We start from the raw sequence: 23,020 nt of genomic DNA, 5'->3' as shown, positions 1-23,020 counted from the left end.
GTGCTTTTTGGGGAGGATATATAAACAGACATATGATATAATGGACGAGGTTTGTGGAAAGTTGGAAAGACATCCAGATCAGCCAGATCGATATTCGGGAGGAATACTATGAGTAAGGTGTTCATTTGCGACCACCCCTTGATTCAGCACAAACTCACATACATAAGAGACGTAAATACGAAAACCAAGGATTTCCGTGAATTGGTGGATGAAGTCGCCACTTTGATGGCGTACGAGATTACGCGTAACATCCAGCTGGAGAACATACAGGTCAAAACGCCTGTAGCGACCGCGGACTGCCGGATTATTTCCGGACGCATGCTCGGCATTATCCCGATTCTTCGCGCAGGGCTAGGCATGGTGGACGGGATTCTGAATCTGATTCCGGCCGCGAAAGTAGGTCATATCGGGCTGTATCGTGACCCCGAAACGCTTCAACCTGTCGAGTATTATGTGAAATTACCCACAGATGTACAGGAAAGAGAATTGATCGTCGTGGATCCGATGCTGGCGACAGGCGGTTCCGCCAACCTGGCTATCACCGCTTTGAAAAACCGCGGATGCGTGCAAATCAAGCTGATGTGCCTGATCGCCGCTCCGGAAGGTATCGAAGCCGTCCAGAAAGAGCATCCGGACATTGACATCTATGTGGCCGCTATCGACGATTATTTGAACGATCACGGTTACATCATTCCCGGTCTGGGAGACGCGGGCGACCGGTTATTCGGTACGAAATAAGTAATTTGGAGGGACGTACGTTCATGAAAAGGTTGAAAGTCATTACGATTTTCGGGACAAGACCGGAAGCCATCAAGATGGCTCCGCTTATTTTGGAGCTTCAGAAGCATCCGGAACAGATTGAATCACTCGTTGCCGTGACGGCCCAGCATCGTCAAATGCTGGATCAGGTGCTTGAGTTGTTCAATATCCAGCCAGATTTTGACCTCAACGTCATGAAGGACCGTCAAACACTCAACGAAGTCACCATCCGGGTTCTTCAAGGGCTGGAACCTGTTTTCCGCGAAGCGAAGCCGGACCTGATTCTGGTGCACGGCGATACGCTGACGACTTTCCTGGCAAGCTATTCGGCCTTCCTGCAGCAGATCAAAGTCGGTCATGTGGAAGCGGGCCTCAGAACCTGGAACAAGATGTCGCCGTATCCGGAAGAGATGAACCGTCAGTTGACAGGCGTCCTCGCGGATCTGCACTTTGCTCCAACCGGTTTGTCGGCAGACAACCTGCGCAGAGAGAATAAATCGGAAGACACGATTTATGTTACCGGCAACACCGTAACGGACGTGTTCCAGTATACCGTGAAGAAGGACTTCCACCATCCGGTTCTGGACTGGGCGGAAGGCAAGCGTCTCATCCTGATGACGGCCCACCGCAGGGAAGCGCAGGGAGAGCCGCACCGTCAGATCTTCAACGCGGTCAAGCGCATTGCGGACGAATTTGAGGATGTCGCGATCGTATATCCGGTCCATCCGAGCCCGGCTGTTAAGGAACCTGCTTATGAAATTCTGGGCAACCACCCGAGAATTAAGCTGATCGATCCGCTCGACGTGTTCGAATTCCACAATATTTATCCGCACACTTACATGATTCTGACAGACTCCGGCGGTATGCAGGAAGAAGCTCCGTCTTTCGGGATTCCGACTTTGGTTCTTCGTGACACTACGGAGCGTCCGGAAGGTGTGGAAACCGGCAACCTGGAGATGGTCGGTACGGACGGGCAGAAAGTTTACGAGCGCGCACGCGCTTTGCTCACCGATCCGCAAACATATGATCGCATGAAAGACGCTGCGAACCCTTATGGAGACGGGCAGGCTTCCCGCAGAATCGTGCAGGGAATCCTTCACCATTTCGGCTATAAAACGGAAAAACCGGACTCTTTTTAGCTCAACTCATTCGACATTGTGACGATGCAATGACAAAGGTCACACTGTACAGTTCCACTGTTTGGTTTTAAATGCCGAAATCCCTTGATATATAAGGGATTTCTGCAATACTGTTCACGAAATGTTTGATTTTATACGAATTGACAAAGTAGACTTTGCTCCGATACAATATATGAGGATTGATAGGGGTCAAAGCCATGAAAAACAAAGGAAACCGCGATAATCCTTGGAGGGCTGCCGGCCTTGTAGGCGCTCTCGGGCTTGATATCGCTATCTGTACACTGCTCGGCTACTTCGCCGCGAACTTCGCAGTCCAGCGTTTTGGCGGTCCGAGAAGCTGGATAGTAGCAGGCGTGATGCTCGGTCTCTTCGCGGGGATCGCTTCGGTTATCATGCTGCTTAAGAAGTTTCTGGAGGAACCCGATGAATGACCTGCTCAAGAAAGCTATGCGTATCGCACTTCTGCTTCTAGCCGCATGTTTACTGGTCTGGGCGCTTGTCCCTTCCGTACGTACGGTAGCTGCAGGATTATCAGTGGGTGCGGTTGCAAGCGGCATCAATGCTTTGCTCCTTCAGCGCAGAGTCGATTTGATCGGCAAAACCGTTGCGGAGCGGGGCGCACAGCGTATGAGTCTCGGATTTTTAAGCCGTCTGGCCACAGTGCTCCTTGCCGTTATGATTGCGCTTAAATTTCCACAACACCTTGATATCGCCTCAACCATAATTGGTTGCTTTTTGGTTCCATTTATACTTTTGCTAGTCGGCATTTTGAGTCGTCCACACAAACCGTAATGCATGGAAAGGGGTGAAATTGGAAAATGCATGAGTTTCCCGTGCTACACTTCGAAAATGGTATCGATATTGACATTTCAACCTTTTTGGCGATTATCGTATCCTGCGTGGTTGTGTTAGTCCTGGCTCTTCTGTCCGTACGGAACCTGTCCGTCGACAAACCTTCCAAATTGCAAAACTTTATGGAATGGGTCGTTGAGTTCGTTCATAACACCATTGCGAGTACGATGCCGCTCAGCAAGGCAAAGTCCTACATTTCGTTAGGATTGACATTAATCATGTTCATCTTTGTCTCCAACCTTCTCGGTCTTCCGTTCGGTATCGTAACCGACCATCATCATGGATTTACGCTATTCGGTCAGCAAGTCTTGACGGATGCCCGTATTCATGAGCTGGAGGAAGCAGGCAAGCATGCTTCTGTGGCTTGGTGGAAATCACCGACAGCCGACCTTTCCGTAACGTCCGCACTCGCCCTGATGGTGTTTGTTATGACGAATACACTCGGTTTGACACAGAACACGAAGCATTATCTTAAGCACTACTTTGAGCCGTTCTGGTTCTTCCTGCCGCTGAACATCATTAAAGAGCTTTCCAAGCCGTTGACGCTTGCTCTTCGTTTGTTCGCGAACATCTTTGCGGGTGAGGTTCTGATCTCCACCATTATGATGCTGGGTGTTGTAGGAATACCGCTGCTCGCCGTTTGGCAGGGCTTCAGTATCTTCGTAGGTGCCATCCAGGCATTCTTGTTCACCATCCTTACCATGGTTTACATTTCCCAAGCTACCGTTCATCATGAAGATCACTAAATGATCGGCTCAGCTGCGTTTAGCAGCTCTGCGCGGCTTCCGCAAGGCGTGGGATCCATATACACATTACAGGTACAAAACCTATTTTCTGAGGAGGAAATTTTTCATGGAATTCCTGGCAGCAGCATTAGCAATCGGTTTGGGCGCACTTGGCGCTGGTATTGGTAACGGTCTGATCGTAAGCAAGACAGTAGAAGGTATCGCTCGTCAACCTGAGCTTCGCGGTACACTGCAAACAACTATGTTTATCGGTGTTGGTATCGTCGAGGTTGTTCCGATTATCGGTGTCGTTCTGGGCTTCCTGATTTTCTTCAGCTAATTCGCATAGCCTCGGTTGGGCGGGGAAGGCCTGAGCCATCCGCGCCTTCGCTATGAATTAGGTTCTTGAAGAATCGCCCCAGCACACAGTTACGGAAAGGAGTGACTCGAATGTCTTGGAATTGGGAATCGTTCGTATTCGCGCTTGTCGCGTTCGGAATTCTATACTGGCTGCTCAGCAAATACGCCTTCGGTCCGTTGCTCGCAACGATGGAAGAGCGCAGAAAGCTGATTGCCGACCAGATGAACTCTGCTGACGCAAGTCGTGTTCAAGCCGAGCAAATGCTCGAAGAACAGAAGCAGGTAATTCAAGAGGCACGTAAAGAAGCTTACCAAATGATTGAGCAAGCTAAATTGACGAGCTCCAAGCAAGCCGAAGAAATCGTCGATAAAGCGAAAAGCGAAGCGGACCGCGTGAAAGAAGAAGCGGTACGCGAGATCGAAAGCGAGAAAAACAAAGCGGTTGCAGCACTGCGCGGTCAAGTTAGCGCCATGTCCGTTATGATCGCTTCTAAAATTATTGAAAAGCAAGTTGACGAAAAGTCACAGGAAGAATTGGTGAACCATTACCTGAATGAGGTAGGGGGATCTAAATGAGTGACATCGTGGTAGCGAAAAGATATGCGAAAGCACTTTTTGAAGCTGCGAAGGAGCAGAACACGGTCGCTCAAGTTGAAACTGAACTGACCGAGATTGTTCAGACGATCCAGGATCATGCGGAACTGCGCAGCGTTCTGGATCATCCGAATATCGACGTGCCTGCAAAACGTCAGCTATTGTCGAACATCTTTGCGGATCGGATTTCTCCGCTCGTTATGAATACGATTAAACTCCTGATCGATAGAAGACGGCAATCCCTGCTTCCTATTGTACTGTCCGACTTTGTTCAGATTTCCAACGAGTCGCTTGGCCAGGCAGACGCAACGATTCATACAGCCCTGCCGCTGTCTGAAGTACAAGTCAAGGAAATTGCAGACAACTTTAGCCGTATAACCGGCAAACAAATTCGTGTACAGACGGTAGTCGACCCGAGCTTGCTTGGCGGCATTACTGTTCGGATCGGTGACCGTCTATACGACGGCAGTTTGGCTGGCAAACTCGAACGTTTGGATAAATCGCTGAAACAAGCTCAAGCAATGTAGATAGGGGTGAGGTTCGTTGAGTATCAGACCTGATGAAATCAGCACGCTGATTAAGCAGCAAATCGAAAATTATACAGCAGATCTGCAAGTCGTTGAAGTCGGTACGGTTATCACTATCGGTGACGGTATCGCTCGTGTGCACGGCTTGGAGAACGTCATGGCCGGTGAGCTTCTCGAGTTCGCCAACGGCGTTGTGGGCATGGCGCAGAACCTGGAAGAAAACAATGTGGGTATCATCATTCTCGGTCCGTACTCGGAAATCCGCGAAGGTGACCAAGTTAAGCGTACAGGCCGCATCATGCAGGTGCCTGTAGGCGAAGCGCTACTCGGACGCGTTGTTAACGCACTGGGTATGCCGATTGACGGCAAAGGACCGATCGAAGCTTCCGGCTACCGTCCGGTTGAATCCGCGGCTCCTGGCGTTATGGCGCGTAAATCCGTACACGAGCCTATGCAGACCGGTATCAAGGCGATTGACGCGCTTGTGCCGATCGGCCGCGGCCAGCGTGAGTTGATCATCGGTGACCGTCAAACCGGTAAAACGGCGATTGCCATCGATACGATCATCAACCAAAAAGGCAATGGCGTGAAATGTATCTACGTTGCCATCGGACAGAAGCAGTCCACCGTTTCCAACGTAGTGGATACACTCCGCCGCAACGGCGCTCTCGATTACACGATCGTCGTAACCGCGAGTGCATCCGAACCGGCTCCACTGCTCTTCCTGGCTCCTTATTCGGGTTGCGCAATGGGCGAATACTTCATGTACAAAGGCGAGCATGTCTTGATCGTTTATGACGATCTGTCCAAACAAGCTGCCGCTTACCGTGAGCTCTCCCTGCTTCTCCGTCGTCCTCCGGGCCGTGAGGCTTATCCGGGTGACGTATTCTACCTTCACTCCCGTTTGCTTGAGCGTGCAGCCAAGCTGAACGACGAGCTGGGCGGAGGCTCCATCACGGCGCTTCCATTCATCGAAACTCAAGCGAGTGACGTATCGGCGTACATTCCGACCAACGTAATTTCCATTACGGACGGTCAAATCTTCCTGGAGTCCGACCTGTTCTATTCCGGTCAGCGTCCGGCCATCAACGTGGGTATCTCTGTATCCCGTGTAGGTAGCTCCGCTCAAGTGAAAGCCATGAAGAAAGTTGCCGGTACCCTCAAGACTGACCTTGCACAATATCGCGAATTGGCTGCTTTCTCGCAGTTCGGTTCCGACCTTGATAAAGCAACGCTTTCCCGTCTGAACCGCGGTGAGCGTACACTGGAAATTCTGAAGCAGGGTATTAACGAGCCGATGCCTTTCGAAAAACAGGTTATCAGCATCTATGCCGCTACTAAAGGTTTCCTGGACGAACTGCCGGTTAAAGACATTACCCGTTTCGAAAAAGAATTCCTTGCATACCTCGATGCCAACAAACCGGAAATCGCCAGCTCCATCCGCGACACGAAGGATCTAACTTCCGACACGGAAAAAGCGCTGGTTGCAGCTATCGAGACATTCCGTAAAGGATTCTCGGTATCCGGATAATTATGAGAATTTGCGATTCCATAATCAAGCTGCAGGGGGTGAAACGGTATGGCTAAGGGTATACGCGAGATTAAGCGTCAGATTAAGAGCAAACAGAGCTCAATGCAGATCACTAAAGCAATGGAGATGGTGGCGGCTTCCAAGCTGAAGCGCGCTCAAACCAATGCGGAGGCTTCCCGTCCTTATGCGGACAAAATCCGCGAAGTTGTGTTTAGTGTGGCTGCGGGCTCGAAAGGCGTTCAGCATCCGATGCTCCAGGTTCGTAAAGTCAAACGTACGGGATATCTGGTTTTGACTTCTGACCGCGGACTCGCTGGCGGTTTTAACGCCAACGTGCTTCGGAAGGCGTTAAACGCTATTCGTGAACGCCATAAATCTTCGGATGAATATGCGGTTTTCGTTGTCGGCCGCAAAGGCAGGGATTTCTTCAAGCGGAGAAACATCCCGGTCTTTGACGAAGTCACAGGCCTTAGCGATTCTCCGACGTTCGCCGATATCAAGCAGCTCGCTTCGTCCGCTGTGCAGAACTTCATCGACGGCAATTACGACGAGCTGTACGTCTATTACAACCAGTTCCATAACGCAATTACGCAAACGCCGGTTGAGAAAAAACTGCTGCCGCTCGAGCAGCCGGAGTCCGGCAGCAGCGCTGTCTCTTCCTACGAATATGAGCCCTCCGCCGAAGGCGTTCTGGAAGTACTGCTTCCGAAGTATGCGGAAACGGTCATTTTCAGCGCCGTGCTGGAAAGCAAAGCGAGCGAATTCGGCGCGCGTATGACCGCTATGGGCAGCGCGACGAAGAATGCGACGAAGATGATTGCAGAGCTTACACTTTCCTACAACCGTGCACGTCAGGCGGCAATTACCCAGGAAATTTCGGAGATTGTTGCTGGTGCCAACGCATTGAATTAATGCGCAGTGCGGAACTAAGCATTTGAGTACAGGAGGGAAATACAATGAGCAAAGGACGTGTTGTTCAGGTCTTGGGACCGGTTGTCGACATCGAGTTCGAACGTGGACATCTGCCCGAGATTCTGAATGCCATTAAAATTCAAAAAACTGCTCAATCCGCTGATCAAGAAAACAGCGAAGTGACAGTTGAAGTTGCCGTACACCTTGGCGACAACCAAGTACGCTGTGTAGCCATGTCTTCCACGGACGGTCTCGTGCGCGGAATGGCAGCCATCGATACGGGTGCCGCTATCTCCGTACCGGTCGGTCCTGCTACGCTGGGTCGCGTGTACAACGTACTGGGCGATCCGATCGACGGTAAAGGTCCTGCGGACCGGACCCTGACATCCGCGATTCACAAGCAAGCTCCTGAGTACGTCAATCTGACGACTCAAGCCGAGATGCTGGAAACGGGTATCAAGGTTATCGACCTTCTTGCTCCTTACATGAAGGGCGGAAAGATCGGTCTCTTCGGTGGTGCGGGTGTAGGTAAAACCGTAACCATGCAAGAGCTTATTCATAACATCGCGCAGGAGCATGGCGGTATTTCCGTATTTGCGGGCGTAGGTGAAAGAACACGTGAAGGTAACGACCTTTATCACGAGATGAGTGATTCCGGCGTTATCGCCAAGACCGCAATGGTATTCGGTCAAATGAACGAACCTCCAGGCGCGCGTCTTCGTGTTGCTCTTTCCGGTCTGACTATGGCGGAGTATTTCCGTGATGAGGAAGGCCGTGACGTACTTCTGTTCATCGACAACATCTTCCGTTTCACACAAGCGGGTTCCGAAGTTTCCGCCCTCCTCGGACGTATGCCGTCCGCGGTAGGTTACCAGCCTACGCTGGCAACCGAAATGGGTCAACTTCAAGAGCGTATTACTTCCACGACCAAAGGTTCTGTAACGTCGATTCAAGCGATCTACGTACCGGCGGATGACTATACTGACCCGGCTCCGGCAACTGCGTTTGCCCACTTGGACGCAACGACTAACCTCGAGCGTTCCATTGCCGCGAAAGGTATCTTCCCGGCCGTTGATCCGCTTGCTTCCTCTTCCCGTATCCTGACTCCTCAGGTAGTAGGCGAAGAGCACTATGAAGTGGCACAAGGCGTTAAGCGTCTGCTTCAACGTTACAAAGAACTTCAAGATATTATCGCGATCCTCGGTATGGACGAGTTGAGCGAGGATGACAAGATTGCCGTTAACCGCGCAAGACGCGTAGAACGCTTCCTGTCCCAACCGCTCCACGTTGCCGAAGCGTTTAACGGTATGCCAGGTCTCTACTGCCCGGTTAAAGAAACCGTGCGCAGCTTCAGAGAACTGCTTGACGGCAAGCATGACGACCTGCCGGAAGCAGCTTTCGTTAACGTGGGTTCGATTGATGAGGCCGTTGAAAAGGCAAGAACGATGGTATAAGCAATCGGGTCATGCAGGCGTCTGCCTGCTTTCCCTGGTTTGATCCGAGTCGGAGAGAGGAACTCTCACGATGCCCTCTCTTGGACAAGGTGAAAAGCTTACGAAGCGAACGAACTTTCTAGCGAAAGTTCTGGGGAGGAATGAGCGTGAGTACTTTCCTTTTGGAAATCGTAACTCCGGAGCGCATCGTATATACCCAGAATGTTCACATGGTAAGTGTCGACGGCATCGAAGGCCAACTTGGCATTCTTCCGAACCACATTCCGTTTGTGACACCTTTGAAAATCGCACCCGCCACAATCAAGCTTGAGAATGGCAAACAAGATATCGTCGCTTTGAACGGCGGTTTCATGGAAGTGCGCAAAGATAAGGTTGTCATCCTGGCGGAAAGTGCGGAGCTGCCTGGCGACATTGACATCGAACGTGCGAAGTCTGCGAAGGAACGCGCCGAGAAACGTTTAACGGGTAAGAAAGACGAAGCTGATTTCCAGCGCGCCGAGCTTTCTCTTAAACGGGCGTTGAACCGGATCGGGGTTTACGAGCAAAAATAAGCAAGCAGAAACAGAGGACGTTTAATGCGTCTTCTGTTTTTTATTTTTTGTCAAAGAATGCGTTTACAACTAAAATCATTTTCATTAGACACATTTTTTGAGCGTATGCTATAATTGGAAAGGCATTACATTACCAAATTTTATGAGATGATTCAAGATTTCTTATGAAAATGGAGGCGGTTTCAATCAGATGTACACGGTAAAGTATGTGATCGTAGCCATTTTCGTCGCACTCGGCATCTTGCTTCCGGTTGCAGCTCTTACGATCGGCAGATGGCTTAGACCCAACAAGCCGAACGAAGATAAAGCGACCACTTACGAAAGCGGAAATGAGCCGGTAGGGGAAGGTCAGGTCAGGTTCAATATCCGGTATTATCTTTTCGCCTTAATGTTTGTCATTTTTGATGTGGAAACCGTATTTTTGTATCCGTGGGCCGTGGCATATAACAAGCTGGGGCTGTTTGCACTGGTGGAAATGTGTATTTTCGTCCTGCTTCTCGGTGTTGGGTTACTCTATGCTTGGAAGAAGAAGGTGCTGCAATGGACTTCAATTTAGAGTCGATAACTCCGGAGGATCGTGCCGAACTGGATCGCAACGTGTTTATGACAACTCTGGAGCAGGTCAAAGCCTGGGCAAGGAGCAACTCCTTGTGGCCGCTCACTTTCGGCCTTGCATGCTGTGCCATCGAAATGATGGGGACGGGCGCGTCGCATTATGATTTGGACCGTTTTGGCGTCATTTTCAGAACATCTCCCCGCCAATCCGATGTGATGATCGTGGCCGGTACGGTAACCAAGAAAATGGCTCCGCTGCTGCGTCGTCTGTACGATCAGATGCCGGAACCGAAGTGGGTTATCGCGATGGGTTCCTGCGCTACGGCAGGCGGTCCGTACGTAAAATCTTATGCGGTTGTAAAAGGTGTCGATCAGGTTGTTCCCGTCGATGTGTATATTCCGGGCTGTCCACCGAACCCGGCGGCATTGATTTATGGAATCAATAAGCTTCAGGAGAAAATCCGATACGAGGCGAAAACCGGAAAGCAGGTGACGAACCTGTGACCGATAAGGAAAAGGAAAAGAAAGACCCTCAGGAAGCCGATATTCAATCAAAACCGACAAAATCAGACGAAAACTTGGAAGCGAATACAATTGAATATAAGGAAAAACAAGGAATTTTGTCGAAAGAGGAAAATAAGGAGTTACATACGATTCCGGAGGAAGTAAAACCGGCGGGGAACGACACTGCATCTCCGGCTCGTTCGTCCGAGCGGAGCGCCTCGGAAAAGGGCACCGGCGGACCGGCGCCGGAGACCCCGGCGTCCGGTGCTGCGCAGCGCACGGACGCAAACCGTGCGGCAGCGCGAAGCGCCGCTGCCGATGAATCCGGCGGCACCGTTCCGGCCGCCGCGGCCAACACCGCTGTCCCGACGGAAGGGACAGCAGCCGTAGACGGCGGCGACAAAGCGAAAGCCGCCGCCGAAGCGCGCGCAGCCCGGGCGGCTGCCCGCGCCGCCAAAACCGCGGCTCCGGCGGAGGATGCTCCGCCGAAGCCGCCGTCCCCGAACCAGCCGCTGCTGGACCGGCTGGTCGAGATCCTGAAGGGAGAGGTGGCCGGGGATGCCGTTGATGAAGCGTTCATCAACGAAATTGACGGTCACCGTCCCTTCGTGGTTATCCGCGGCGAGCACTGGGTGCGTGCCGCGGAGGTTTTTCTGCAGCACGAGGAGCTGCAGTGCGGCTACCTGCGCAGCGTAAGCGGCGTCGATCTCGGAAACCAGCTGGAAGTGGTTTACCATCTGCTCTCTATCCCGCTGCGCCAAGAATACGGAGTCCGCGTGCGCACAGAGCGGGAAGCTCCGTCGGTTCCCTCCGTAGCTTCCGTATGGCCGACCGCGGACTGGAACGAGCGGGAAATTTATGACCTGCTGGGCATTGAATTTCCCGGCCATCCCAACCTGACGCGCATCATGATGCCGGACGAGTGGGTAGGCCACCCGCTGCGCAAAGATTACGAAGCGTACGACCCGGAGGTGTAGCGTTTTGTTACGGACAGAAGAACTGCTGCTTAACGTAGGGCCTCAGCATCCGAGTACCCACGGGGTATTCCGGATTATCGTGAAGCTGGACGGAGAGATTATCCGAGAGGCGATTCCGGTCATGGGCTACCTTCACCGCGGCACCGAGAAGCTTGCGGAAAATCTCAATTACACTCAAATCATCCCTTATACCGACCGGATGGACTACGTATCGGCCATGACAAACAATTATGTGCTGGTCAACGCGGTCGAAAGGATGCTGGGTCTGCAGATACCGGAAAGAGCCGAATATTTGCGTATTCTGGTTATGGAGCTTCAGCGGATTGCCAGTCATCTTGTCTGGTGGGGAACATATTTGCTGGATATCGGGGCGATGAGTCCGTTTCTTTATGCGTTCCGCGACCGGGAAATGATTATCGACTTTTTCAATGAGCTGTGCGGTGCCAGGCTCACCTATAATTACATGCGTGTCGGCGGCGTCAAATGGGATGCTCCGGAAGGCTGGCTGGACAAAATCCGGGCATTTATCCCTTACATGAAGAGTAAGCTGGAAGAGTATGACCGCCTTGTCAGCGGCAATGAAATATTCCTGGCACGGATCAAGGGCGTAGGCCGCTACGATGCCGACACGGCCATCGCTTACGGATTAAGCGGGGCCAATCTGCGCTGTACCGGAGTGAAATGGGACTTGCGTAAGGATCAGCCTTACTGTATTTATGACCGCTTCGATTTTGATGTGCCGGTAGGAACCAACGGCGACTGTTATGACCGTTATCTCCTTCGGCTTGAAGAAATCGTTCAATCTCTGCGTATCATCGAACAGGCGCTGGATCAGATTCCGGAAGGCGAAACGATGGGAAAAGCTCCCCGGGTCATCAAGCCGCCCGAAGGCGATATTTATGCACCGATCGAATCACCGAGGGGGGAAATCGGCTGTTTTATCATGTCCAAAGGGCGTCCTGAACCGTTCCGGCTGAAGTTCCGGCGGCCCTCCTTCGTTAATCTTCAAATTTTGCCTAAGCTGCTGGTCGGGGAGACCATGACCAACCTCATTACTATTCTCGGCGGAATCGATATCGTTGTAGGGGAGGTGGACGGCTGATGCTGGATCTGGTCGGACAACCGCTGTCATGGACGACCGGGCTTATTTTCGCGGCCTACGGCGTTGTGCTGCTTCTGATCATCCTGGGGTTTGTTACCTATGCCATCTACTTCGAGCGTAAAGTCATCGGCTGGATGCAGGGGAGATACGGCCCTAACCGGGTAGGCCCTCTGGGACTGCTTCAAACGGTCGCTGACGTGTTCAAACTGCTTATCAAGGAAGATACCATTCCGCGCAAAGCGGACCGGGAACTGTTCATTCTCGCGCCTGTGCTTACGTTTGTCCCGGCTTTCGTCGTTGTGGCGACGATTCCGTTCACGGCTAATCTCATTCATGCCGATCTTGATGTCGGCCTCCTTTATTACGTGGCGCTGTCCGGCATCTCAACACTGGGCATGATTCTCGGCGGTTGGGCGTCCAACAATAAGTATGCTCTGCTCGGGGGCATGCGGTCAGCCGCTCAAATGATCAGTTACGAAGTTCCTCTCGTCATTTCCGTGATCGGGGTCATCATGATGACCGGCACCTTGAACCTTCATAAAATCGTGGAAGCCCAGGGAGATAATTTCTGGAACTGGAACTTCCTCCCCCAGATCATCGGTTTTATCGTCTTCGTCATTGCGGGCGTGTCCGAGCTCAACCGCACCCCGTTTGACCTGCCCGAAGCCGAATCGGAGCTTGTAGCCGGCTATCACGTCGAATACAGCGGATTCCGTTTCGCTTTCTTCATGCTTGCGGAGTACGTGTACGTATTCGCTATCGCTTCCTTGACTACCGTTCTTTTCCTGGGCGGCTGGCACGCTCCTTTTGCTTTTCTTACCTTTATTCCGGGCATTGTCTGGTTCCTGCTTAAATTCTCGTTCATCGTTTTCTTCTTTTTCTGGATCAGAGCGACTTTGCCCCGAATCCGGATCGATCAGCTGATGGGGCTCGGCTGGAAGGTTCTTTTGCCTTTGGCGCTGCTCAATATTTTTATAACGGCTCTTTACATGGGGCTTACCGGATAAGGCGGCTGCCGCCGTTCTATGAAGTCGTAAAAGGAGGAGAGGACCAGTGAAAGGTCTTATCAAAGGATTAGGCGTGACGCTCAAAACGATGACCCAGAAAAAAGTGACTTACGCTTATCCCGATGTACCCCTGCAAATGCCGGACCGGTTCCGGGGAATCCAGCATTTCGAACCGGATAAATGTATTGTCTGCAATATGTGTGCGAAAGTATGTCCCACGGAATGTATAACCCTGACAGGGAAGCCGAATCCCGATCCCGATAAAAAAGGGAAAATTATCGACACCTACGATATCAATTTTGAAATTTGTATCCTTTGCGATCTCTGTACGGAAGTTTGTCCTACCGAAGCGATTGTGATGACCAACCACTTTGAATTGAGCGCCTACAGCCGTGACGAGCTGTTTAAAGATATGAAATGGCTCACGGACAACAACACGCTGGTGCGTAAAGAAAACAATTCCGCTCTTCCCAAAGGAGGCGCGAAGAAAGATGTTTAGCGGCCTGGGAAGCTTTTTGTCGGAAGGCCAGAACTGGTGGTTTCTTCTGTTTGCCATCTGTGCGATCGGGGGCGCCATCTATATGATCACGTTCACCAAAGTCGTTCATATGGTGCTGTCCGTTGCCTTCACTTTCGTGAGTCTGGCCGGATTATACGTACTGCTGGAAGCGGAGTTTGTCGGTTTTGTCCAAATTCTGATCTATGCCGGTGCTATTTCGATCCTGATGATATTCGGGATTATGATGACCAACCACCGGGCGGAAGAGAGAGCCAAGAGCGGTCCGGTCCAGAAGATTCTGCTCGGTATCGGGTCGCTGGGACTCTTCGGCATCCTCTTTTACGCGATTCAAAATACGACCTTTCCTTCGGCCTCGGGCTCTCTTCAAACCGGACAGGACAATACGCTTGAGATCGGAAAACTGCTGTACAACGAATACGTCATTCCGTTCGAAATTATGTCCGTGCTGCTGACGGTAGCTTTTATCGGGGCGATTGTCGTTGCCAAAAGAGAGGAGGATTAACGTGACGAGTGTAGTGACTCCTTATCTGACACTGGCGGCCATTTTGTTCTGCATCGGTTTGTACGGGGCTTTGTCCAAGAAGAACGGCGTCATCGTCCTCCTCTCTATCGAACTTATGCTCAATGCCGTGAACCTGAACCTGGTCGCGTTCGCCAAAATGGGCGCACAGCCTGCGCTGACCGGTCAGATTTTTTCCTTGTTCACCATCACGGTCGCTGCGGCGGAAGCGGCTGTAGGCGTCGCGATCCTGATCGCCCTGTACCGCAACAAAGGAACCGGCAACGTGGACGAAATGGACTCCATGAAACATTAGCGGCGAAAGGCCCGGCTTCTATCCTCATCTTTGATTGGCAGAGCTGTTTAACGTCATGGCCTTGAAGGAGGAAAGGAATAATATGATTTCCGTTTATTCGCAATATGCCTGGCTCATCCCGTTGTTTCCGCTCCTGGCCTATGTACTGATAACCGCTTCAGGCAGGTCGGCAAGAAAAACAGGACTGTATCTGAGCACGGCCGCCATATTCGTCTCGTTTGTCGTGGCGCTTCTCATTTTCATCGAAAGAATCGGAAAGGGCGTTCAGGATTACACCTGGGACGGTTTCCGGTGGCTGCGGATCGGCGATTTATCGGTAAGCCTTGGTTTCGAGGTCAATAATTTAAACGCGATCATGCTCATTATTGTCACTCTCGTCTCGCTGCTCGTCCATATTTATTCGATCGGTTATATGAAGGAAGACGAACGGGTCCATGTGTTTTTCAGCTACATATCGCTCTTTTCTTTTGCGATGCTGGGACTGGTGATTTCAGTCAATCTGGTGGAGTTTTATCTGTTCTGGGAGCTTGTCGGGGTCTGTTCGTTCCTGCTGATCGGATTCTGGTATACGAAACCGGAAGCGAAGGCGGCCGCAAAAAAAGCGTTTATCGTAACCAGAATAGGCGATTTCGGTCTGTTTATCGGAATTCTGCTTCTGTTTTGGAGCATGCCGGGTCATGCGCTGGATTTTAATTCGGTACAAAATGCGTTTACAAGCGGTCAGGTCGATAGCTCCGCCGCCACTTGGATCGCGCTTCTTTTCTTTATGGGAGCCATGGGTAAATCAGGACAGTTTCCTCTGCACACCTGGCTGCCAGATGCGATGGAAGGACCTACTCCGATCAGTGCGCTTATTCATGCGGCGACTATGGTCGCTGCCGGGGTCTACTTGGTCGCACGCACGTTCGATGTATTCCTTGCATCGGATACGGCCATGCAGGTCGTCGCTTATGTAGGCGGTTTTACGGCGATTTTCGCGGCGACCATCGGAACGGCGCAGAACGATATCAAGCGGATTCTCGCGTATTCGACGGTATCTCAGCTCGGGTATATGATGATGGCGCTTGGAGTGAGCGCCACGTATACGGCCGGCATGTTCCATTTGTTTACGCACGCGTTCTTCAAAGCTCTTCTGTTTCTGGGCGCGGGCAGCGTCATTCATGCCGTACATACGCAGGATATTACCAAGATGGGCGGAGTCGGGGGAAAGATGAAGATTACGGCATGGACGTTCGCCATCGGAACGCTGGCTTTGTCCGGAATTCCACCGTTCTCCGGCTTCTGGTCCAAGGATGCGATTCTGTCCCAGGCCTACGAGACGAATTCGCTTCTCTTCTGGGTCGGCATTGCCGGGGCTTTCTTTACGGCCTTGTATATGGCCCGGCTCTTTTTCCTGGTATTCTGGGGCAAATCGCGCAGCGGTCAAGAGGCTCACGAATCTCCCACCTCTATGACCGTTCCGCTCCTTCTGCTGGCGGTTCCTGCCGCTCTTGCAGGCTTTCTGTACACCCCGTGGAGCGGGTGGTTCGGCGACTGGCTGACAGGCAGAACCGAAGAACCCGCCGTTCACGCGGGCGTGATGGTTCTCTCCACGGCAGCGGGCGTTCTGGGCCTTGTTCTGGGTTACCTGCTATATGCAAGGAAGCCGGAAAGCTCTCTGTTCTCCGCAAAGTTTCCATGGCTGTACAATCTCGTGCGCCGTAAATATTATATCGACGAAATTTACCGGACGGTCATTGTCCTTCCGCTGCGGGGAATCGGGTATTTGCTGCAGGCCGTAGACACGTTTATCGTGGGCGGTGCCGTCAGGCTCGCGACCGCAGCCGCCGTCGGACTGGGCCGAACGGGCTCGCGGCTGCAGAACGGCCAAGTTCAGACCTACGGCCTGATCACCCTGCTCGGCCTGCTTGTTCTCATCCTTGCTATAGCCGGAAGGAGGTTTATCCATGTCGGCTAGCCTGCTTAGTCTGATCGTGTTTTCCCCGCTGCTGGGCGTGCTCGTCCTCCTCTTTATGCCGAAGGAGAACAGAAAGGCGCTCCAGGCCGTATGCGTGGCGGCGACCGGAATCCCGCTTCTGCTCAGCGTGTGGCTGTATGCGGCCTATTCCAACGGGACGGCGGGGATGCAGTTCAAGGAGCAGCTGGACTGGATCCGCATCCCCCTCAACAAAGAAGGGGTTGAAGGCCTCGCCAGCTTCTACTGGACCGTTCAATATCATCTGGCCGTTGACGGATTGTCGATGCCGCTCGTTTTCCTTGCCGCGTTAGTGTTCACAATGGCCGCCTTGGCTTCGGTTTATATCAAGAAAAGGTGGAAGGCTTATTCGATCTGGCTGCTGCTGCTCGAAGTCGGCGTCTTCGGCGTGTTTACGTCCCAGGATCTGTTCCTGTTCTTCCTCTTTTTCGAAATCACCCTCGTTCCGATGTTTTTCCTGATCGGAATCTGGGGCGGCGTGGACCGCGAAAAGGCTGCCAGCCGCTTCCTGATTTACAACGGACTCGGCTCGGCCATCATGCTCATCGCCTTCGTTATTCTCGTCACGACGGCGGGAATTTCACAGCAGATTGCAGGCAATCAGTTGACCGTTTTCTACAGCGGCGATATCCAGACGATTGTACATAATCTGCTGCAGGACCCGGCAGCCCTGGTGAATCAGGCATCGCCTGATCCCCGAGCGGAAAACCCGTTTTTCCTGAGCGGGGGCATGAAAACAGTCCTGCTGATCATGCTGCTCGTCGCTTTCGGCATCAAGCTGCCGATCTTTCCGTTTCACACCTGGATGCTCAAGGTGCATACGGAGGCTCCGCCTCCCGTGGTGATGATTCACTCGGGTATTTTGCTGAAAATGGGCGCTTACGGGCTCATCCGCTTCGGGATCCTGCTTTTTCCGGCCCAAGCGCAGGAGTGGGCGTGGGTACTTGCCCTGCTGGGAGTCGTCAACATTTTGTACGGGGCCCTGCTGGCTTTTGTCCAGAATGAGTTCAGGCTAGTGCTCGCTTACTCCAGTATCAGCCACATGGGCATTGTCCTGCTGGGCTTGGCGGCCTTTAATCCGATCGGCATGCAGGGGGCGATTTTCCAGCTCGTTTCTCACGGCCTGATCTCTGCTCTCATGTTCCTGCTCGTCGGAAGTATTTACGAACGGACCTCCACGACGGAGCTTGGCAAGCTGGGCGGATTGGCAAAATCCATGCCGTTTTTAAGCGCTATTCTGCTTGTGGGAGGGCTTGCTTCCCTTGGACTGCCTGGGCTCTCGGGCTTCGTGAGCGAACTGCTGGCGTTTATCGGCTTGTTCGGTACGGCCCGGGTTCTGGCGATTATAGGTGCAGTCGGCATTATCCTGACGGCCGCTTATGTTCTGCGGGGGGTTATGAAAATTACTCACGGCCCGCTGCCGGAACGGTTCAAGGAACTGCCGGATGCCCGTTTTGTAGAAGTGGTGCCGATGATTGCGCTGGTCGCTTTCATTCTTCTGCTCGGTGTATATCCGGGAATACTGAGCGAGCCTCTGCAGCAGACGGTAAACGGATTCCATCAGACGATTCACAGCTTAGCTGGGAAGATAGGGGGGTAGAACGTGGAACCGATACGAATTCATGTACAGGATTTAACGCATCTGCTCCCGGAAATAACACTGGTTATCACGGCTATCCTGCTGTCGGTGCTCGATCTGTTTTTGCCGAAGGCGGTCAACCGGAAATGGATCGGCTGGCTCTCTCTAGCCGGCATCGCGGTCTCTATCGCCTTGGTTATCGCCCAGCTTAATCCCGATCAGGCAATTGTGCTCCTTAACGAAAGTTACCGTATAGACGATTTCGGAAACTTGCTGAAACTGGTATTCCTCGGCGGAACCGCACTTATCGTTCTAATGAGTCTCGGGAGCGTGGAAGACGGGGAAATACCGCACGTCGGGGAATATTATTATTTCCTGCTGCCGGCTGTGCTCGGGGCCATGGTGATGGCTTCCTCCGCCGACCTCATCACGCTATTCGTCGGATTGGAGCTTCTTAGCATTACTTCCTACGTGCTTGTCGCCATGAAAAAGAAAAACACCCGGTCCAACGAGGGCGCGTTCAAGTACGTCATATTGGGCGGAATATCGTCCGCCATTATTTTGTATGGCATGTCCTTCCTTTACGGGATGGCGGGAACAACGAACATGGGTGCGATACAGGCGGCCATCGTGGCCGGCTATGAGGGCTACAAACCGCTCCTGTATGTATCTTTTTTCCTGCTCTTAGCCGGGTTCGGTTTCAAAATAGCCGCCGCGCCTTTCCATTCCTGGGCGCCGGATGTCTACCAGGGAGCTCCGACGCCGGTTACCGCTTTTCTCGCCGTTATATCCAAAGGGGCGGCTTTTGCCATCTTGTTCCGGGTCTTTTATGTGCTTCTGGCATTGGGACAGTTCGGAGACGAAGGGCTTCAAAAGGATATTTTCCTGGCTCTGTCAGTAGTGGCGGCAGCGGCGATGATCTGGGGCAACACGGTCGCGCTGCGGCAAAAAAACGCCAAACGGCTGCTGGCTTATTCCGGTATCGCCAATGCGGGTTATCTCCTCGTGCCTTTGGCCGTCCATATCAATCTGGTGCAGGTGGATAACTTTTCCAAGTTTTTCTTTTATCTGATCGCCTATATGTTGATGAATATCGGAGCCTTCGCCGTCCTTCAGATTATAGAAAAATCGACCGGAGACGAGGAGATTAAAGGGTTTGCCGGACTCTACTACCGTGCTCCCTGGACGTCTGCGGCCGCTGTTCTCCTGCTTCTGTCATTGGCGGGGATTCCGGTTTCCGCGGGATTTTTTGGGAAATTATATTTGCTGTTCGGCGCGATGCAGGCGCATTTATACTGGCTCGGTGCCGTTATGATGATTACGAGCGTCGTTTCGTTCTATTACTACTTCGGCATTATCCGGCAAATGTTCATGCGCGCCGATCTTGAAGACCGGCCCGTACGCGTTCCGGTTCCCCTGGGAATCACCCTTTGGCTGTGTGCGGGTCTGACGGTATTGCTTGGACTTATTCCCGGATATCTGCTCGCTTATATCGACCGGATATTCAGTTTGACTAGGGACCTCCTAATCCTGTCATAAATTTGATATAATATAAGCTTCTCCGCTGTTTGGGCAGTGGAGGGGCTTATTTTTTATTGTTTTGATGTGCAGACAGGCGGCGTGCAATTATCGGGGCTTATTTATTTTTTTAAAATGACCGAAAGAGGACTCTTCAAATGAACCGAAAATTTCGATATAAATGGATGTATGGATGGCTCGGGATTGTACTGCTCGTGTGGACCGTCGGTATATCGAACGTACAGGCGTATCCGGTTTCCAGCGATCCTTTGCGGGTGAAACAAACCTACCTGGATGACATACATATGGATGAAGCCTGGGCACAGGCGGGCGACAGCGACGGGCCTGTCATCGTGGCAGTCGTGGATACGGGCGTTGACCTGACGCATCCCGATCTGGAAGGCAGGCTCGTCCCGGGGGCGAATCTGCTTAATCCGCAGGAGAAGCCCCAGGATGACAACGGCCACGGTACGAACGTGGCCGGGATTATCGCCGCCAGGATGAACAACGACAAAGGCATAGCCGGCATCGCGCCCAACGCCAAAATCATGCCGATCAAGGCGTTGGAAGCGGACGGTACGGGCGGCGAGACCAAGCTTGGCGAAGGCATCCGGTATGCCGTCGATCACGGGGCCAAGATCGTCGTGCTCTCGCTGGGCTTGAATAAATATTCAAGCTTCATGGCCGGCACGGTCCGCTATGCCGAGGAGCGCGGCGTGCTTCTCGTCGCCGCCACCGGCAACGAAGGCGGCAGCGTGAAATATCCCGCCGCGTACCCGACGGTGCTAGGGGTGGGCGGCATGACCTCCGCGCGCCACGCGGACGACCGGTCGAATTACGGACCGGATCTTGATCTCGTGGCGCCTTGGCAGGTGTACACCACCGCCAAAGGCGGGGGCTACGAGAGCAAGGAAGGCACGTCGATGGCCGCTCCGCAGGTGGCGGGAGCCGCGGCGCTGTTATGGGGCCGCTCCCCTTATCTGGAGCCCTGGCAGCTCAGGGAGCTCATCAAGCAGACGGCGGATGATCTGGAGTCGCCCGGCTGGGATGCGACGACAGGCTTCGGGCTCCTGCGGGTCGACCGCCTGCTGAAGGAGCCGCTGCTGAGCGACCGTTTCGAGCCAAACGACGATTCGGGTCATGCGCCTATGCTGCCTGTGCACACGCTTATCCATGCGGATTTCAGCTCCGGAAAAGATACCGATTGGTTTACACTGGATAGTCCTTATGACGGTTTTGTGAAGCTTGTCTTAAAAACAAGTGACGGCAGTCCTGTTTCTATTCGGTACTTTCGGGATAATAAAGAGGCAGAAGAGGTTTTCACCACGGACCCTCAAAATCCGCTTGTGACTCTGCCTGTTCAGAAGGGAAAGAGCAAAATCGCGGCAAGTCTTCTGGATCCGGGCAAAGCAGGGGCCGTCCTGTATACGCTGCAGACCGATTTCCAGATTTATCAGGACGCTTTTGAAGATAACGACCATCAGTATAAGGCGACTTCCCTGCCTGCGAGAAGTCAGATTTTAAAGGGCACGTTTCATCAGGAGAACGATCAGGATTGGTTTGTGATTTCTTTTACGAAATCCGGCACTCTCCGCTTGAAAACTTCCGTGGATACCGCTAGAATAGACCCGGTAGTATTGATTCAGAAAAAGGGAGAAAAATCGACAACTTTTGACCAGTTTGGAGAAGGAGCGACCGAGGCGTCTCCACTTATGAATGTCACGGCAGGCGATTATTATATCCGGATCAGCAATGTGAAGGACAATACGCAACCGGTGATGGGAGAATACACGCTGTCGGTTGATTATACACCTAAGCTGATTGACCCGAATGAACCCAATAATAAGCCTTACCAGGCTACGACACTGACACTGCAAGCCGATCATCCCGGCGTTATAGAGAGTTCTTCAGATTTGGATTGGTTCCAATTCCGGTTGGAGCAGGAAAGTCTGATGCAGCTTAAGCTTGGCTCTCTACAGCGGGGATGCGATGTGATGTTCACGCTGTACGATCAGACTCTGAAGCAACTCGACAGCAAGAGCAGCGAAGGAACTGCCGAGAATCTCGTTCTCGACCGGCGCTTGCCGGCAGGCTTGTATTATATCAAGCTGCAGAGTGATAGGGCCGCTAACCAGCAGATGTATCAGCTGAATGCGGCCGCACAGCCTCTCGTTGCCGGATTTTCCGATATTCACGGGCATTGGGCCGAGAAGGCTATCGCAGACCTGGCCAGCAGGCATGTTATCGACGGAGACGGGAGCTACAAATTTTACCCTGACCTGCCGATCACCCGCGCACAGGCCGCTGTAATGCTGGCGAACGGATTCCGCCTGGAGAAGAGCAGGGCGGTAGACTATCCGGATCTCAGCAGCAGCCATTGGGCCTATGATTCCATTGCAAGGACAACAATGGCCGGTTACATGGACGGATATGAGGATGGGCATTTCCGTCCGGATCAGCCTCTGACCCGGATGGAAATGACGCAAGTGATCGCGAATACGATGCAGATGGCAGGCAAATACCGGGGGCGTTCCCCTTTCCTGGACGTTAACGACCGGTATTGGGGTGTTGGCATTCTGAAGCAAATGTCCGGGGACGGCTGGATCCGGGGTTTCCCGGATGGGACTTATCACCCTGACAACCAGGCGACCCGGGCCGATTTTGCAGCCCTTTTGTCCCGGCTTTCGAATGTTTTCGGGAGGAAGAGGTAGAAACATGTCGAATATGGAAGAACTGACAACTGTTGTTCCGCAAATGCCCCTGATCAATATTGTTGTGTATTTAGCCGCCGTGGGACTGTCGTGGTGGGCACTCCAGCAGTTCCGGTTCGACGTGCTGCTGAAGCAGCCGCGCAGTCCGGCAGCCAAGATGCTGCAAGTGTTTATGTCCATCGGACTCGGCTACCTGGTAGCCAGTTTTTTCTTAAAGTATCTGGAATGGTCTGTAGGATTAAACGGAATTTTTTGACATTTTGTCGAATAACATCGCTTAGACTTGTAAACAATGGTAGTACAACGGTGCCAAACCCAGACCCCATTCCGAACTGTATGAATGGTGTGTTCAT

General features: G+C 52.5%; 25 protein-coding genes. All 25 read left to right on the top strand.

What is annotated here, in order from left to right:
* Positions 1 to 108: 108 nt before the first annotated feature.
* The 25 genes from upp (at position 109) to C4S74_RS19235 (ending at position 22,923) form a co-directional block, all read left to right on the top strand.
* Positions 109 to 738 carry a uracil phosphoribosyltransferase gene (upp, locus tag C4S74_RS19355; RefSeq protein ID WP_009676968.1) on the top strand — a complete coding sequence of 210 codons (630 nt, stop codon included), beginning with the start codon at positions 109 to 111 and terminating at the stop codon, positions 736 to 738.
* A 23-nt stretch (positions 739 to 761) separates the two neighbouring features.
* Complete coding sequence (gene wecB, locus C4S74_RS19350; RefSeq protein WP_103996923.1) at positions 762 to 1,898, top strand: non-hydrolyzing UDP-N-acetylglucosamine 2-epimerase; 1,137 nt, start codon at positions 762 to 764, stop codon at positions 1,896 to 1,898.
* A 197-nt stretch (positions 1,899 to 2,095) separates the two neighbouring features.
* Positions 2,096 to 2,329: an AtpZ/AtpI family protein gene (locus C4S74_RS19345; RefSeq protein ID WP_009677071.1), complete on the top strand. Its 234-nt coding sequence runs from the start codon at positions 2,096 to 2,098 to the stop codon at positions 2,327 to 2,329.
* Positions 2,322 to 2,690: an ATP synthase subunit I gene (locus C4S74_RS19340; RefSeq protein WP_103996922.1), complete on the top strand. Its 369-nt coding sequence runs from the start codon at positions 2,322 to 2,324 to the stop codon at positions 2,688 to 2,690. Before C4S74_RS19345 ends, C4S74_RS19340 begins: the two co-directional genes overlap by 8 nt.
* 26 nt (positions 2,691 to 2,716) lie before the next feature.
* Positions 2,717 to 3,496 carry a F0F1 ATP synthase subunit A gene (atpB, locus tag C4S74_RS19335; RefSeq protein ID WP_103996921.1) on the top strand — a complete coding sequence of 260 codons (780 nt, stop codon included), beginning with the start codon at positions 2,717 to 2,719 and terminating at the stop codon, positions 3,494 to 3,496.
* A 106-nt stretch (positions 3,497 to 3,602) separates the two neighbouring features.
* Entirely contained in the window at positions 3,603 to 3,815 is a 213-nt protein-coding gene (gene atpE, locus C4S74_RS19330; RefSeq protein ID WP_068777401.1) for a F0F1 ATP synthase subunit C, read from the top strand.
* 110 nt (positions 3,816 to 3,925) lie between these two features.
* Positions 3,926 to 4,411 (top strand): F0F1 ATP synthase subunit B, encoded by a 486-nt coding sequence (gene atpF / locus C4S74_RS19325; RefSeq protein ID WP_042233891.1) that lies wholly within the window; start codon positions 3,926 to 3,928, stop codon positions 4,409 to 4,411.
* Positions 4,408 to 4,956 carry a F0F1 ATP synthase subunit delta gene (locus C4S74_RS19320; protein WP_103996920.1) on the top strand — a complete coding sequence of 183 codons (549 nt, stop codon included), beginning with the start codon at positions 4,408 to 4,410 and terminating at the stop codon, positions 4,954 to 4,956. Before atpF ends, C4S74_RS19320 begins: the two co-directional genes overlap by 4 nt.
* A gap of 16 nt (positions 4,957 to 4,972) precedes the next feature.
* Positions 4,973 to 6,487: a F0F1 ATP synthase subunit alpha gene (atpA, locus tag C4S74_RS19315; protein WP_103996919.1), complete on the top strand. Its 1,515-nt coding sequence runs from the start codon at positions 4,973 to 4,975 to the stop codon at positions 6,485 to 6,487.
* Positions 6,488 to 6,535: 48 nt separating this feature from the next.
* Positions 6,536 to 7,399 (top strand): ATP synthase F1 subunit gamma, encoded by an 864-nt coding sequence (gene atpG, locus C4S74_RS19310; protein WP_103996918.1) that lies wholly within the window; start codon positions 6,536 to 6,538, stop codon positions 7,397 to 7,399.
* A gap of 44 nt (positions 7,400 to 7,443) precedes the next feature.
* Complete coding sequence (gene atpD, locus C4S74_RS19305) at positions 7,444 to 8,853, top strand: F0F1 ATP synthase subunit beta (protein WP_103996917.1); 1,410 nt, start codon at positions 7,444 to 7,446, stop codon at positions 8,851 to 8,853.
* A 146-nt stretch (positions 8,854 to 8,999) separates the two neighbouring features.
* Positions 9,000 to 9,404 carry a F0F1 ATP synthase subunit epsilon gene (locus C4S74_RS19300; protein ID WP_103996916.1) on the top strand — a complete coding sequence of 135 codons (405 nt, stop codon included), beginning with the start codon at positions 9,000 to 9,002 and terminating at the stop codon, positions 9,402 to 9,404.
* Between the two features lie 190 nt (positions 9,405 to 9,594).
* Entirely contained in the window at positions 9,595 to 9,960 is a 366-nt protein-coding gene (locus C4S74_RS19295) for an NADH-quinone oxidoreductase subunit A (protein WP_103996915.1), read from the top strand.
* The gene (locus C4S74_RS19290; protein WP_009676983.1) at positions 9,945 to 10,463 is read left to right on the top strand and encodes an NADH-quinone oxidoreductase subunit B family protein; all 519 of its coding nucleotides are present in this window, start codon (positions 9,945 to 9,947) and stop codon (positions 10,461 to 10,463) included. Before C4S74_RS19295 ends, C4S74_RS19290 begins: the two co-directional genes overlap by 16 nt.
* Complete coding sequence (locus C4S74_RS27210; RefSeq protein ID WP_103996914.1) at positions 10,460 to 11,440, top strand: NADH-quinone oxidoreductase subunit C; 981 nt, start codon at positions 10,460 to 10,462, stop codon at positions 11,438 to 11,440. Before C4S74_RS19290 ends, C4S74_RS27210 begins: the two co-directional genes overlap by 4 nt.
* A gap of 4 nt (positions 11,441 to 11,444) precedes the next feature.
* The gene (locus C4S74_RS19280; protein ID WP_103996913.1) at positions 11,445 to 12,542 is read left to right on the top strand and encodes an NADH-quinone oxidoreductase subunit D; all 1,098 of its coding nucleotides are present in this window, start codon (positions 11,445 to 11,447) and stop codon (positions 12,540 to 12,542) included.
* The gene (gene nuoH, locus C4S74_RS19275; protein WP_103996912.1) at positions 12,542 to 13,549 is read left to right on the top strand and encodes an NADH-quinone oxidoreductase subunit NuoH; all 1,008 of its coding nucleotides are present in this window, start codon (positions 12,542 to 12,544) and stop codon (positions 13,547 to 13,549) included. Before C4S74_RS19280 ends, nuoH begins: the two co-directional genes overlap by 1 nt.
* Before the next feature lie 46 nt (positions 13,550 to 13,595).
* Positions 13,596 to 14,048, top strand: a complete 453-nt coding sequence (gene nuoI / locus C4S74_RS19270) for an NADH-quinone oxidoreductase subunit NuoI (protein WP_042233867.1) — start codon at positions 13,596 to 13,598, stop codon at positions 14,046 to 14,048.
* Positions 14,041 to 14,571 carry an NADH-quinone oxidoreductase subunit J gene (locus tag C4S74_RS19265; RefSeq protein ID WP_103996911.1) on the top strand — a complete coding sequence of 177 codons (531 nt, stop codon included), beginning with the start codon at positions 14,041 to 14,043 and terminating at the stop codon, positions 14,569 to 14,571. Before nuoI ends, C4S74_RS19265 begins: the two co-directional genes overlap by 8 nt.
* A 1-nt stretch (position 14,572) precedes the next feature.
* Positions 14,573 to 14,884, top strand: coding sequence for an NADH-quinone oxidoreductase subunit NuoK (gene nuoK / locus C4S74_RS19260; RefSeq protein WP_103996910.1), 312 nt, complete (start codon positions 14,573 to 14,575; stop codon positions 14,882 to 14,884).
* Positions 14,885 to 14,966: 82 nt separating this feature from the next.
* Positions 14,967 to 16,841 (top strand): NADH-quinone oxidoreductase subunit L, encoded by a 1,875-nt coding sequence (nuoL, locus tag C4S74_RS19255; RefSeq protein ID WP_103996909.1) that lies wholly within the window; start codon positions 14,967 to 14,969, stop codon positions 16,839 to 16,841.
* Positions 16,831 to 18,459: a NuoM family protein gene (locus tag C4S74_RS19250; protein WP_103996908.1), complete on the top strand. Its 1,629-nt coding sequence runs from the start codon at positions 16,831 to 16,833 to the stop codon at positions 18,457 to 18,459. Before nuoL ends, C4S74_RS19250 begins: the two co-directional genes overlap by 11 nt.
* 3 nt (positions 18,460 to 18,462) lie before the next feature.
* On the top strand, positions 18,463 to 19,977 hold the full coding sequence (locus C4S74_RS19245; RefSeq protein WP_103996907.1) for an NADH-quinone oxidoreductase subunit N: 1,515 nt from the start codon (positions 18,463 to 18,465) through the stop codon (positions 19,975 to 19,977).
* A gap of 137 nt (positions 19,978 to 20,114) precedes the next feature.
* Positions 20,115 to 22,667 (top strand): S8 family serine peptidase, encoded by a 2,553-nt coding sequence (locus C4S74_RS19240; RefSeq protein WP_103996906.1) that lies wholly within the window; start codon positions 20,115 to 20,117, stop codon positions 22,665 to 22,667.
* Positions 22,668 to 22,671: 4 nt separating this feature from the next.
* Positions 22,672 to 22,923: a DUF1146 family protein gene (locus C4S74_RS19235; protein WP_009677070.1), complete on the top strand. Its 252-nt coding sequence runs from the start codon at positions 22,672 to 22,674 to the stop codon at positions 22,921 to 22,923.
* Positions 22,924 to 23,020 lie beyond the last annotated feature (97 nt).

The sequence above is a fragment of the Paenibacillus sp. UNC499MF genome, from assembly GCF_900107975.1.
GTDB lineage: Bacteria > Bacillota > Bacilli > Paenibacillales > NBRC-103111 > Paenibacillus_F.
The sequence above is the reverse complement of the archived record's forward strand: the minus strand, read 5'-3'. Positions and strand labels throughout refer to the sequence as shown.